Source organism: Allobosea sp. BK604, assembly GCF_004341515.1.
Classification (GTDB): Bacteria; Pseudomonadota; Alphaproteobacteria; order Rhizobiales; family Beijerinckiaceae; genus Allobosea.
In genome coordinates this window covers 966,877-980,022 of the sequence record NZ_SLZF01000001.1, presented here as the reverse complement: position 1 = coordinate 980,022, position 13,146 = coordinate 966,877, and the positions used below count along the sequence as shown (strand labels likewise).

At 66.7% G+C, this 13,146-nt stretch carries 12 protein-coding genes; 8 read left to right on the top strand and 4 right to left on the bottom strand.

The features are described 5' to 3' along the window. The 7 genes from EV560_RS04815 (at position 1) to EV560_RS04785 (ending at position 6,631) form a co-directional block, all read left to right on the top strand. Positions 1-1,695 carry a flotillin family protein gene (locus EV560_RS04815; protein ID WP_131854489.1) on the top strand — a complete coding sequence of 565 codons (1,695 nt, stop codon included), beginning with the start codon at positions 1-3 and terminating at the stop codon, positions 1,693-1,695. 190 nt (positions 1,696-1,885) lie between these two features. Beyond that, entirely contained in the window at positions 1,886-2,815 is a 930-nt protein-coding gene (locus tag EV560_RS04810) for a transporter substrate-binding domain-containing protein (RefSeq protein WP_131854487.1), read from the top strand. A gap of 79 nt (positions 2,816-2,894) precedes the next feature. After that, positions 2,895-3,563: an amino acid ABC transporter permease gene (locus EV560_RS04805; protein ID WP_131854485.1), complete on the top strand. Its 669-nt coding sequence runs from the start codon at positions 2,895-2,897 to the stop codon at positions 3,561-3,563. Between the two features lie 22 nt (positions 3,564-3,585). Next, positions 3,586-4,251, top strand: a complete 666-nt coding sequence (locus EV560_RS04800) for an amino acid ABC transporter permease (RefSeq protein WP_131854483.1) — start codon at positions 3,586-3,588, stop codon at positions 4,249-4,251. Between the two features lie 8 nt (positions 4,252-4,259). Further along, positions 4,260-5,057, top strand: a complete 798-nt coding sequence (locus tag EV560_RS04795; RefSeq protein WP_131854481.1) for an amino acid ABC transporter ATP-binding protein — start codon at positions 4,260-4,262, stop codon at positions 5,055-5,057. A 149-nt stretch (positions 5,058-5,206) separates the two neighbouring features. Beyond that, positions 5,207-5,491 (top strand): acylphosphatase, encoded by a 285-nt coding sequence (locus tag EV560_RS04790; RefSeq protein ID WP_131854479.1) that lies wholly within the window; start codon positions 5,207-5,209, stop codon positions 5,489-5,491. A 191-nt stretch (positions 5,492-5,682) separates the two neighbouring features. Beyond that, positions 5,683-6,631, top strand: a protein-coding gene (locus EV560_RS04785; RefSeq protein ID WP_131854477.1) for an IS630 family transposase whose coding sequence is annotated in 2 segments (ribosomal slippage) — positions 5,683-6,018 and positions 6,020-6,631 — 948 coding nt in all. Because the reading frame shifts where the segments join, the coding sequence is not laid out codon by codon here. A 74-nt stretch (positions 6,632-6,705) separates the two neighbouring features. Here EV560_RS04785 and EV560_RS04780 read toward each other — a convergent pair. Both EV560_RS04780 and EV560_RS04775 read right to left on the bottom strand, forming a co-directional pair. Beyond that, on the bottom strand, positions 6,706-7,965 hold the full coding sequence (locus EV560_RS04780) for a histidine kinase (protein ID WP_131854475.1): 1,260 nt from the start codon (positions 7,963-7,965) through the stop codon (positions 6,706-6,708). Positions 7,966-7,996: 31 nt separating this feature from the next. Then, positions 7,997-9,289 (bottom strand): adenylosuccinate synthase, encoded by a 1,293-nt coding sequence (locus EV560_RS04775; RefSeq protein WP_131854473.1) that lies wholly within the window; start codon positions 9,287-9,289, stop codon positions 7,997-7,999. A 259-nt stretch (positions 9,290-9,548) separates the two neighbouring features. Between EV560_RS04775 and EV560_RS04770 the strand changes: the two genes are divergently transcribed. Continuing rightward, entirely contained in the window at positions 9,549-10,118 is a 570-nt protein-coding gene (locus EV560_RS04770; protein WP_131854471.1) for a dihydrofolate reductase family protein, read from the top strand. A gap of 9 nt (positions 10,119-10,127) precedes the next feature. Here the strand turns inward: EV560_RS04770 and EV560_RS04765 are convergent, their stop codons facing one another. Both EV560_RS04765 and EV560_RS04760 read right to left on the bottom strand, forming a co-directional pair. After that, complete coding sequence (locus tag EV560_RS04765) at positions 10,128-11,837, bottom strand: mucoidy inhibitor MuiA family protein (protein WP_165923319.1); 1,710 nt, start codon at positions 11,835-11,837, stop codon at positions 10,128-10,130. Between the two features lie 340 nt (positions 11,838-12,177). Further along, a complete protein-coding gene (locus EV560_RS04760; RefSeq protein WP_131854467.1) occupies positions 12,178-13,056 on the bottom strand; it encodes a type 1 glutamine amidotransferase in 879 nt (292 codons plus the stop codon). Between the last annotated feature and the right edge of the window lie 90 nt (positions 13,057-13,146).

Below are 13,146 nucleotides of genomic sequence, written 5' to 3'. Positions count from 1 at the left end.
ATGGATTTTCTGTCCTTGGGTATCATCGCCGGCGCCATCCTCACGGCGATCGTCGTCATCGGCGTCATCATGACGTCGCTCTACACCCGCGCCACGCGCGACAAGGCCTATGTCCGCACGGGCCTCGGCGGCAAGAAGGTGGTTGTGGATGGCGGCTCGGTCATCTTGCCGATCTTCCACTCCTATTCCTGGGTCTCGCTCAGCACCTTGCGGCTCGAGGTGAAGCGCGCCGAAAACGAGTCGCTGATCACCAAGGACAGGATGCGCGCCGATATCACGGCCGAGTTCTATGTCCGCGTGAAGCCCGATGCCGAGAACATCGCTCTGGCGGCCCAGACGCTCGGCGACCGCACGAACGACGCCGACGCACTGAAGGCCCTCGTCGAAGCCAAGTTCGTCGACGGCCTGCGTTCCGTGGCCGCGACCATGTCGCTGCGCGATCTGCAGGAGCAGCGCGCCGAGTTCGTGAAGTCGGTGCAGGCCGCCGTCGCCCATGACCTGCAATCGAACGGCCTCGAACTCGAATCCGTCTCGCTGACGCGCCTCGACCAGACCGATATCAAGCACTTCAATCCGAACAACTCGTTCGACGCGGAAGGCTTGACGGCGCTGACCAAGATCACCGAAGAGCGCAAGCGCGAGCGCAACCAGATCGTCCGCGACAACGAGGTCGAGATCGCCACGAAGGACCGCGAGGCCAGCCTTCGCCGCCTGACGATCGAGCGCGAGCAGCGCGACGCCGAGCTGACGCAGGAACGCGACATCGCCAACAAGACCGCGGAGACGCGCGCCGAAGCCGCCAAGGCCGAGCAGCAAGCGCGCCTCTCCGAGGAGACCTCCCGCCTCGAGACCGAGCGCGGCATCGCCGAGCGTGATGCGGAAGCCCGTCAGGCGCGGGAATCCGCCCGTATCGCCGCCGAGCGTGGCATTGCCGAGCGCGAAGCCGAGGCTCGCAAGATCACCGAGACGGCCCGCATCGAGGCCGCCATCGCAGTTGCGCAGAAGACGGAGGAGGAGGCGGCCGCGCGCGCCAAGGCCGACGAGGCCAAGGCCGCTGCAGTCACGGCCGAAGAGCAGGTCACGACGGCCCGCGCCGTCGAGGTTGCCGAGCGCGCCAAGCGGATCGCAGTCATCGATGCGCGTCGAAGCGCCGAGCAGGACGCCACCGCCATCACGGTCAAGGCCGAGGCCGAACGCGAGGCCGCGCAAAACCTCGCCGCCGCGACCAAGATCCAGGCAGAGGCGGAAGCGGAGGCGGCAAAGGTCCGGGCCGTTGGCGTCATCGAGCTCGGCGAGGCCCAGGCGCGGGCGGAGCGTGCCAAGAACGAGGCGCGCAACGCATTGGCCCCAGCCATCATCGATTTCGAGCTCAGCAAGGCGCGCGTCGAGATCGTGCCGGCGGCGCTGGCGCAGGCGATGAAGCCGATCGAGAAGATCTCCGATATCCGGATCTTCAGCGCGGGCAATCTCGTCGGCGCGTTGAATGGCGCCGCTGCGGGCGAGCGGACCGACGGCGCCGTGGGCGATCTCACAAGCCAGCTGCTGAGCTTCACGGCGCAGAAGCCGATCCTGGATGAGATCCTCAATCAGGCCGGCTTCAAGGGCGCGGACCCGACCCAGGCTCTGCTGGCCGCCTCGGTTGCGTCTGCGTCTCCGATCCAGCCCAAGCCTTCGGCGGTGACGAAGGAAAACTAGTCGAGAGGGCATTGCACGGAGTGCCCGCGCAGCACGCGGGCATTTCGGGCACTCAGCCTGAACTAGCGCACTCGCGCTGGCCCCTGGCGACTCCCGAAGAACCGATTGACAACTGGCCCATTTCTTGCCCGGCTAGCTATGCTGCTGGCCGTGTCGGCAGTGCGAGCGCATCGGGAAATGGGAGGTCGTAATGGGCATTCATGACGATAAGGCTTCAAGCAGCGATACGGACCTGACACTGGAGCGGCGCAGCCTGTTCGGCCTCGGCCTCGCCGGGGCGGCGCTTGGCGGCCTCGCTGCCGGAAGCCTCGCGACGTTGGCGCCGACCGCGGCCAGCGCTCAAACGGTAGCCAAGAGCAAGCTCTACACCATCAAGGAGCGCGGCAAGCTGATCGTCGGCACCGGCAGCACCAACCCGCCCTGGCACTTCCAGGATGCGAGCGGCAAGCTCGTCGGCATGGATATCGACCTCGCGCGGCTGCTCGCCAAGAACCTGTTCGAGGATCCGGAGAAGGTCGAGTTCGTGCTGCAGGGCTCGGATGCGCGCATTCCCAGCCTCGTCACCGACAAGGTCGACATCGTCGTGCAATGGATGACCGTGACGGGCGGACGCGCCCAGCAGGTCGATTTCACCATTCCCTATTATCGCGAGGGCGTCGGCCTGATCCTGCTGGCGCGCGGGGGCAAGTACAAGAATTACGAGGAGCTGAAGAAGGCCGGCAAGGAGGTCGCCATCGGCGGCATGCAGAACGTCTTCCTCGAGGAATGGATCCACAAGGCGCTGCCCGACGCCAAGGTCGATGCGTTCGAGAGCCCTGACGCGGCGATGCAGGCGCTGAACGCAAGGCGCATCGACGCCTCCATGCAGGACCAGTCGGCGATGCGCTGGCTGATGCAGCAGGCGCCCGGCCGCTTCGTCGATTCAGGCTTCGGCTGGATGCCCAATTCCTATGCGTCCGCCGTGAAACCGGGCGACCCGACCTGGCTGAACTGGGTCAATACGGTCTACAAGGAGGCGATGATGGGCGTCGATTTCGACTATTTCGCCGCCTCCTACAAGAAATGGTTCGGCATCGAGCTGCCGATCCCGAAGGTCGGCTTCCCGCAGGAATTCGCCTGAGCGCCGCCGGGCCTTCGGGCCCTCGTTCTGCCGGCGGGCGGGCCCTCCGTCCGCCGGTTCCTGGAACCTGGCGGCTGGCATGATCGACTATCATTTCGACTGGTCCGTCATTGCGCGGAACTCCGGCAAGCTCTTCGACGCGCTGATGCTGGGCTTGACCCTTGCGGTCATCTCGCTGGCGATCGGCTGCGTCATCGGCCTGCTTGCCGCCTATGCCCGCGTCTCCGGCAAATGGTGGCTGTCGCGGCCGGCCTGGCTCTATGTCGAGTTCATCCGCTGCACGCCGCTCCTGCTCCTGATCTTCTTCCTCTATTTCGGCCTGCCCGAATTCGACATCACCTTCCTCGACAAGACCCAGAGCTTCGTCCTGTCGCTCTCGCTCTATGCCGGGGCCTATATGTCGGAGGTTTTTCGTGCCGGCCTGTCCTCGATCCCGAAGCAATATGTCGAGGCGGCCAAGGCGATCGGCCTGCGGCCCTGGCAGCGGCAGCTCTACGTCATCCTGCCGGTGATGTTCCGCATCACCTTGCCGGCGATCGGCAACAACCTGATCTCGCTGTTCAAGGACACCTCGCTGGCGGCGGCGATCGCCGTTCCGGAACTGACCTTCACCGCGCGGCAGATCAACGCGAACACCTTCCGCGTCATGGAAGTCTGGCTGACGGCGAGCGCGCTCTACCTCGCCACGGCCTATCTGATCGCCCTGCTGCTGCGGCTGCTCGAGCGCCGCTACGCGGCCATTCGCTGAGGCTGCGCTCATGGACGCCTGGATGACCCCCGGCAGTTTTCTCTTCGAGGCCTGGCAGGCGCGCCAGGGCCTGCTCAGCGGGCTTGGCGTCACGCTGCTGAGCTCGATCTTCAGCATCGTCATGGCGACGATCTGCGGCCTGGCCATGGGCGTTGCGCTCACCTTCGGCTGGTGGTGGCTGCGCCTGCTGTCGCGGCTCTATGTCGACCTGATGCGCGGTATCCCGGTGCTCGTGCTGATCCTGTTCACCTATTACGGGCTGGCGTTGTTCGGCATCAATGTCGCGGCGTTCTGGGCAGGCGTGATCGCGCTCGGCGCCTTCGCCACGGCCCATGTCGCCGAGAATTTCCGCGGCGCCGTCGAGTCGGTCCCGGCCGGCCAGATGGAGGCGGCCAAGGCGATCGGCCTGACCTTTCCGCGGCGGCTCTGGTACGTGATCATGCCGCAGGCCTTCCGCCGCATGCTGCCGCCCTGGGTCAATACCGGGCTCGAAATCGTCAAGGGCACGACGCTGCTCTCGATCATCGGCGTGGTCGAGCTGCTGCTTGCCTCGCAGCAGGTCATGGCCCGCAATTACATGATCGTCGATTTCTACCTGCTCGCCACGGCAATGTACCTGATCATCAATTTCGCCCTCGCGCAGCTCGGCGGGCTGCTGGAGCGGCGCTTCTCCTATTTGCGCTACTGAGGGCCAGGATGACCGACCAACCTCTCCTGCAGGCAACGGCCGTCCATAAGAGCTTCGGCCAGATCGAGGTGCTGAAGGGCATCGACCTCACGGTCCGGCAGGGCCAGGTCGTCTCCCTGATCGGCGCGTCGGGCTCCGGCAAGACGACCTTCCTGCGCTGCGTCAACCTGCTCGAGGAGCATGATGGCGGCGAGATCCTGCTCGATGGCGATCCGATCGGCTATCAGCTTCGCGGCGGCAAGCGGCGCCGGCTTAGCGAGACGAAGGTTTCGGCCCAGCGCGCCCGGATCGGCATGGTCTTCCAGCAGTTCAACCTGTTCCCGCACCTGACGGCGGGGGACAACGTGATGCTCGGCCTGACCAAGGTGCTCGGCAAGGGCAAGGCCGAGGCACGGGAGATCGCCGAGCACTGGCTCGGCCGTGTCGGCCTGGCCGAGCGGCGCGACCATTACCCCTACCAGCTCTCCGGCGGCCAGCAGCAGCGCGTCGCGATCGCGCGCGCGGTCGCGATGCAGCCGCGCCTGCTGCTTTTCGACGAGGTGACCTCGGCGCTCGATCCCGAGCTCGTGGCGGAGGTGCTCGGCGTGATGCATTCGCTCGCCGATTCCGGCATGACGATGCTGCTCGTCAGCCACGAGATGCTGTTCGTGCGCGACGTCTCGCACCATGTCGTCTTCCTGGACCAGGGCCGTATCGCCCAGCAGGGCCGGCCGGCCGAGGTGTTCGACAATCCCGAAAGCGAGCGCCTGCGCAGCTTCCTCGGCCGCTTCCACGGCATCTTCGGCAAGGCGAATGGCGGCGGCTGAGGGCGCGGCAGCGCTTGCGGACTTGCGGGTATAAGCTGGAACGTCCTTCTTAGGCGCTCAATGATCTAACCCTTTGTTTCAGCATCGGCATTTACCGAAAACCGCCTTCCACTTTTCGGGCCGATGCTCCAAGCGGGAGCGAGGCCGCCATGAACCTGCACCTGATCATCTCCGGCGTGGTCCAGGGCGTCGGCTATCGGCAATGGCTGCGGCGACGCGCGCTCGCCGCGGGCCTGACGGGCTGGGCGAGGAACCGCGCCGACGGGACGGTCGAGGCGGTATTGTCAGGCCAGTCCGAGGCAGTCGAGACACTCGTGGGCGAGGCGATGCGCGGCCCGTCCGGCGCCAGGGTGGATGGCATCGACCGCCGCGAGGATCGGAGCTTGCGCTCTGATGGCGCCGGCGCGGATTTCGTTATCTTGCCGACGCTCTAGAGCATTTCCGCGCTTCTCCGAATCGCGGAAATTCTCTAGCCCTTTGTTTTAACGCATTTTCTTCACGCGAACCGGTATCCACTTCGCTCGAAAATGCTCTAGAGCGTTTCCCGGTTTGATTGAATCGAGAGGGATTCCCCTGGGTTTTGGATTGTGATTCAAGATGCTGGCTGGGCGGAGGCCAGCATCGCATGGTCCGAGCTCTCTCGAATGATCTGCGTGAACGTGTGATTGCGGCGGTTCTTGCCGGCGAGACGAGCCGCACTGTGGCGGCCCGGTTCGGGGTCGCGGTCTCTTCGGTGATCAAGTGGGCGCAGCGGCATCGTGCGACAGGCTCTGTTGCACCAGGGCAGATGGGCGGCCATCGCAAGCGGGTACTGGAGCCGCACCGCAGCTTCATCGCCGAACGGATCGAGCAGTCCCCGCATCTGACGCTTCACGCCCTCAAGGCGGAATTGGCGGCGCATGGGGTTTGCATCTCGCATGACGCGATCTGGCGCTTCTTGCGACGCGAGGGGCTGCGCTTCAAAAAAAACGATATTCGCGCTTGAGCAGACCAGAGCCGACATCGCCCGCCGGCGCCAGCGTTGGCGGGCATGGCAGCGTGGCCTCGATCCCGACAGGCTCGTCTTCATCGACGAGACCTGGATCAAGACCAACATGGCGCCGCTCTACGGCTGGGGACAGAAGGGCAAGCGCCTGAGCGCCCGTGCGCCCCATGGCCACTGGCGCACCCTGACCTTCCTCGGAGCCCTGCGCGCCAACGCCCTGACCGCCCCTTGCGTCTTCGACGGCCCGATCAACGGCCCATGCTTTTGCGCCTATGTCGAACAGGTGCTCCTGCCGACCCTCAAGCCGGGTGACATCGTCATCATGGACAATCTCGGCAGCCACAAATCCGCAGCCGTCCGCCAAATCATCAGGTCGGCTGCCGCCAGGCTCTGGTTCCTGCCGCCCTACTCGCCCGATCTCAATCCGATCGAGCAGGCCTTCGCCAAGATCAAACATTGGCTGAGGCAGGCCCAGATGCGGTCCGTCGAAGACACCTGGCGACAGGTCGGACACCTCGTCGAGACCATCACCTCAGACGAATGCGCAAATTACCTCAACAACGCCGGATACGCTTCAATCAAAACATGAAACGCTCTAGCTTCTTGTTTTCGCATCGGCTTTCCCGAAAGCCGCAATCCACTTTTCGGGCCGATGCGCTAGCCTCAGCGCCAGCGGCTGAAGGCGTCGGCCAGCGTCTGGTTGCCGGATACGCCCTTCTCGAAGGTGATGATGCCGCGCCGGCCCGAGGCGAAACGCACGGGGATGTCGATCCAGGAGCGGGATTGCATCAGGTCGATATTGCGGTCGATCTCGACCGGGACATTCGACAAGGCGGCGACGAAGAGGTTTTCGCCCAGGGCCGAGCTGATCGCCGAGAGCGGCGCGCCGCGCTCGTTCTCGTCGGTCTTGAACTGCGGCACGCCGACCTCGCGGATCGTATCCGCGGCTGCGCCGGTGCGGGTGAAGCGCATGCCGATGATATGCGAAGCCGGGAAGGCGCTGTCGGCATTGCGGCGGATGGTGAAATCGAGGCTCAGGCCGGCATCCGGAATCTCGACCGTGGCGCGCACGATGGTCTCGACCGGGCGGCCCTGGCCGGCGCTTTCGCTGTCCAGCCGCCAGAAGACGCGGCCGTTGATCGCCTGTGGCTGCTGCGGGTTATCCGGCACCTCCGTGTAGAGGATCGCGCGCTGGGCGACGGCGATATCGCTGCCCTGCGCCGCCGGGGCCGTGGCGTTGCCGCCCGTGCGCGGCGCCTGGTTCGGGTTGTTCTGGGGTGCGCCGCTATCGCCGATCCGGTCGTTGATCTTGCCGGCGGAATCGGTCGAGGAGGGCTGCTGCTGCGCCGGCGTCTCGACGCGGGGGCGTGTCGTCGTGTCCGTCGGGCTGAATTTGTTGACGTAGATCGCAGTGCCCGCGATGGCGATGACGGCGATGGCGACGCCGCCGCCGACGATGGCGGTGCGAATATGCACGGGGTCGACGCGGCGCTCGCGCGGCGGCGCGACGCGCGGGCGGATGACCTGCGCCTCCACGGGCTCCGGCTCAAGCGGCTCGTCGTCGAAATTGCGCGGCTCGTCCTCGGCTGCATCCTGGAAGGAGCGCGGCGTCGCTTCCGGCGGCGCGGCCGCCGGCTCCGGCGGGCTGGGGCGCGGCGCGGGCGCAGGTGGCTGGGGTTGCGGCTGTGGCTGCTGCGGCAGGCCGCCCTCGTTCTCGCTGAGCTCGGCCTCGACGCGTGAGACCGCCTCGTCGAGCGCCAGGCGCTCGCGCATGATCTCCGCCTCGCCCAGCGGCGGATCGAGGCTGCGCAGTTGCGCCACGAGCGCCGACCGCGCGCGGTCATAGACCGCGCGGCGTGCTTCGGGGGACTTGTCCGGCAGCCCGGCGATCGCACGCGCCAGGATGGGATAGAAATCGGCCATGGGGCTCAATTGTCCGTGTCAGGCTGCCCCGTCAACCCTCGAATGGATTATGCACCAGGATCGTATCGTCGCGCTCCGGGCTGGTCGATAGCACGGCGACCGTCGCACCGATCAGCTCCTCGATGCGCCGGACGTATTTGATCGCCTGCGCCGGCAGGTCGGCCCAGGAGCGGGCATTGGCGGTCGAGCCCTCCCAGCCCTCGATCACCTCGTAGATCGGCTCGACCCTGGCCTGGTCGCTCTGGCCGGCCGGCAGATGCTCGAGCACCTCGCCGTCGAGCCTGTAGCCGGTGCAGACCTTGATCTCCTTGAAGCCGTCGAGAATGTCGAGCTTGGTCAGGGCGATGCCGTCGATGCCGGAGGTCTTGACCGTCTGGCGCACGAGGCAGGCATCGAACCAGCCGCAACGGCGCTTCCTGCCGGTGACGACGCCGAATTCCTTGCCCTTCTGGCCGATCAGCTCACCGATCTCGTCGAAGAGCTCGGTCGGGAACGGGCCCTCGCCGACGCGGGTCGTATAGGCCTTGGCGATGCCGAGCACATAGCCGACGGCGGAGGGGCCGAGGCCGGAGCCGGTCGCGGCCTGGCCGGCGACGATGTTGGAGGAGGTCACGAACGGATAGGTGCCGTGGTCGACATCGAGCAGGGCTCCCTGCGCGCCCTCGAACAGGATGCGCTTGCCGGCGCGCCGCTGCGCATCGAGCAGCGCCCAGACCGTGTCGGCATAGGGCAGCACGTCGCCGGCGATCCGGGTCAGCTCGGCGAGCAGCTCGGCGGCGTTGACCTCGTCGATGCCGAGGCCGCGGCGCAGCGCATTGTGGTGCGCCAGGAGCCGCTCGATCTTGGCCTTGAGGATCTGCGGATCCTTGAGGTCGATGACGCGAATCGCGCGCCGGCCGACCTTGTCCTCATAGGCCGGGCCGATGCCGCGCTTGGTCGTGCCGATCTTGAGGCCGGCATTGCTGGTCTCGCGGAAATGGTCGAGCTCGCGATGCAGCGGCAAGATCAGCGTCGCATTGTCGGCGATGCGCAGGTTCTCGGGCGAGATCGCGACGCCCTGGGCGCGCAGCCGGGCGATCTCCTCGACGAGATGCCAGGGATCGACGACGACGCCGTTGCCGATGACCGAGAGCTTGCCGGGGCGCACGATGCCCGAAGGCAGCAGCGAGAGCTTGTAGACCTGGCCGTCGATGACGAGGGTATGGCCGGCATTATGGCCGCCCTGGAAGCGCACCACGACATCGGCCTGGCTCGACAGCCAGTCGACGATCTTGCCCTTGCCCTCGTCGCCCCATTGGGCGCCGACCACGACCACATTTGCCATCGGCTCTCGATCCCTGCGTTTTCTCTGCAAGTGCCGCACACATGAAAAACCCCGGCGCAAGGCCGGGGTTTCAGGGCATGTCCTTGCAAGCCCTCATGGGACAACAATGCGGCGAGGTCAAGATTGGTGCTTGCCGGCTAGTTTATGCCGCGCCGTCGAAAATTTCGGATCGTCTGTCGAAACGGGCCGCTTGCGTTCGTCGTGTGGGCGGAGAAGGGCTCGCCAGGCCGGCGCCGCCCACCAATGACGGAGCGTCACGATGCCCAGGAAACTTGTTGTCGCGCAGTACATGTCCCTCGACGGTGTCATCGAGGATCCGGTGGGGATGGAGGATTCGGGCCTCGGGAATTGGGTCGGGCCGTTCTCGCGCGGGCCGGAGGGCGACCGCTTCAAGCATGAGGAGCTGATGGCGGCGGAGATGCTGCTGCTCGGCCGGCGCACCTATGACGCCTTTGCTCCGGTCTGGCCGCAGATCACCGATGAGACCGGCTTCGCGGATCGTATCAATACGATGCCGAAGCTCGTCGCCTCGGCCACGCTGCAGGATGGCCCGTGGCAGAGCACGCGGATCGTCCGCGGTGATATCGCCGGCGAGGTGTCCCGGCTGCGCCAGGGCGAAGGCGGGGACATCCTCGTCTATGGCAGCCGCAAGCTGGTGCAGCATCTCAGCGCGCGCGGCCTCGTGGATGAGTACAACCTGATGGTCTATCCGGTCGCGCTCGGCCGGGGCGGCAAGCTGTTCGATGGCGGCCAGGTCGACCTCGCCCTGCTCGAGGCGAGGCCGTTCGGGTCCGGCATCATGCTGCTGCGCTACGCGGTTCGGCGTTGAGGGCGCGCCTCAGTTCGTCGCTTGCGGCAGCGGCTGCGCTTCGTAGCTCAGCTCGCGATCTCCCGGCCATTTGATCCGGTAGACCAGCTTGATCTCCTTCTCGGCGCCGGGCGCGAGGTCGAAGGTCCAGGCCGAGACGCCGCGCTTGCCGTTCGGCTGCTTCTCGGTGGGAGGCGTGGTCTGGGGCAAGGTCTCGACGGTGACCGCGGCATTCTCCGAGAAGGGCACGCGGTCGGTCACGGTGACGCTGACCGGCTGGGCGTGCAGGCTCTTCACCACCGTCTTGAACTCGCGCAGATCGGTGCGGGTCTGGCCGATCCAGGTCGGTTCGCTCTCGCGACGGCGCACCGGCACGCGGCTGACCTTGAGCTTGTCGTCGGCGCCGAAGCCGAGCGCGACCTTGTCGCCAGGGGCGACGAGGCTGATCCGCCCCTGGCCGATATAGGCGCCGTCGCGATGCAGGAAGACCTGGCCGCCGAGCAGCGGAGCCTCCTCCTCATGGGTGAAGGCCGCTTCGAGATAGGCCTTCTCCTCCAGCTCCGGCGTGGCGCGGGCCGACAGCGTCGGGCTGACCTTGCCCTGCGACAGCACCACGGCCTTCGAGGAACCGTCCTGCGCAATGGTGATGCGGCCGGGCACGGTGAAGCTCGCCTGATAGGCGCCGGCTTCGAGCTGGGCCGTCTGGACCTCCGGCACATAGAAGTCGGCGGTGCGGCCGGCTTTGCGCTGCCGCGCTTCGGCATCGGCCTGGGCTTCGGCTTCGGCCTTGGCCTTTGCCGCCGCCATTGGGGCAGGGGCGGCAACGGGCCCGCTTCTGCGCGGCAGCTCATAGACGCTGGGAGGCTCGTAGAAGGCGACCTGAACCGGCGCGAGATCCGGGGCGCGCGTGCCGCCGGCCGAGCGTGTGGTCGAGAGCGTCACCACGACATCGCTCCAATCCTCGCCGGTGCGCTGGCGCAGCTCGGCACGGCGGATGAAGGCGATCTCGGGCTTGGCCGCGGCGCTGCCGGTCGAGAGCCGCGCCTCGTATTGCGGCAGCCAGTTGGCGCCGCCGACGCGGTAGCTGACGGCCAGTTCGGCCGAGACAGGCGCGCCCGCTTCGACCGCGATGGCGACGTCGCGCTTGGGCGCGCCCGGCCGGCCCGGTTGCGGCCGCGCCCGCTCCAGAACGGCGATTTCGGCATCGATCTCGGAACCGCGGCTGCGCAGCGTGCGCAACTCGCCATTGACCTTGGTAAGCGAGGTGCCGATCGCCTCGAAGACCGCCGGCCAATCGGTCACGGGCAAGGCCTTGCCGTCCGGTCCAAGCTTGTCGGGACCGACCTGGCTGAAGCGCTCGATAGTGGCGCGTTTGGCTTCGACCGCGGCGACATCGCCGTCGAGCTTGCTCTTCTCCTCGCGCAGCGCCCTGATCTTGTCTTCCAGCGCCTTGTCGATCACCGGCTTGACGTCGCCCGGAACGGTGCGGACATCGACCGCGCCGAGCGAGAAGGCGCCCGTGCCCTTGCCCTCGACCCGGATCGAGGCGGGGTCGATCGAGGCAGGCAGGCCGCGCAGCACGATCTGCGAAGCGCCTTCGCTCAGCTCGGCCTTGCCGAGACGGGTGACGACCGCGCCATCGGGATAGACCGTGACCCGGTCGATGCGGGAGGAGAGATCGATATCGGCGGCGCTGGCGAGACTGGGAAACAGGATCAACGCGGCGGTAAGTCGGCTCATCATTTCAGCTATCCCCGGCAAATCACGACCACGTGATAGGCGCGTCCGATTCCGGCGCCGCCAAGGCGGAATTCGGCCGGAAAACTGGAGGCGATCGATTGGAGATTGTAGGGCGCGTCAGGACACCGTCGCGTCCTTCATGTCGATGAGCTCATCCCTTCTCCCCCTGCGGGAGAAGGTGGCGCGAAGCGCCGGATGAGGGGTCGCGCGACCCCGATCGAAGCCCTACAAGCACGCTCACTTTGAAAACGCCGCGCGACCCCTCATCCGTCAGCGCTTTGCGCTGCCACCTTCTCCCGCAGGGGGAGAAGGGAAGGGGCGTCTTTCCGCGGAGCGAGGCTCAGGCCCGCCCGCGCGCGCTCACATGCGGCTTGACGCGCAGGTTGAGGAAGTTGCGCAGCTCGGTGACGCGCTTTTCCGCGTCGAGCACCTCGGCATCGAGCCCATGCGCCCAGGCGAGGTCCTGCCGCGCCGGATCGGAATCGAGCGCACGAAGATCGGCGAGCCAGCTTTCGGCCGAAGCCTCGTCCCTGCGAAACCCTTCGGCGATCAGGATCGGCACCATGCGTACAAGGATCGAGGCGACCTGTCCGAGCGGAAATTCGGGGTGGTACTGCACGCCCCAGAACGTGCCGCCATCATGCCTGATCTCGGCCGCCTGCACGGCGCTGTAGCCGTTCGAGGCCAGGACGCTCGTTTCGCCGGGCGGCGTGACGACCGTGTCGAGATGGATCGCCGGCGCGTCGAAGCTGAGCGGGCGGCCGGCGAGCAGCCCGTGCCCGCGCCCGGCTTCGGTCAAGGTGATCCTGCGGGCGAAGCCGACCTCGCGTCCCCTCGGATTGGCCGTGACGGTGCCGCCGGCCGCGACGGCGCCCATCTGGATGCCCCAGCACGAGCCGAAGCTCGGCGTGCCGCTCTGGTAGATCGCCCGCATCAGCTCGATCTGCCGGGTCACGGCCGGGTCGAGATTGTAGATATGGAGATGCGAGCCGGTCAGGAAGATGCCGTCATAGGAGGCGAGGCCGGCGCCATCCGGCAGGTTCGCGCCCTCATCCGCCGGCAGGCAGATATCGGTGATGCAGTCCGGCACGATGCCGCGGATCGACTCGGCATAGGCCTCGCCCGGCTGGGAGCCATAGCCGGCCGCATGGTTCTCGCGCTGCTCGCGGGTGTTGCCGTCGACGATCAGCAGGCGGAGCGGTCTGGAGACGTGGAGCATGGCCGAAGAAGGGATGCGTCGGGTGACGGGGAGCCTTGCCCTCATCTCACATGACGGGAGGCGTCGGCAAGGCTATTGAGGCGCTCCGTT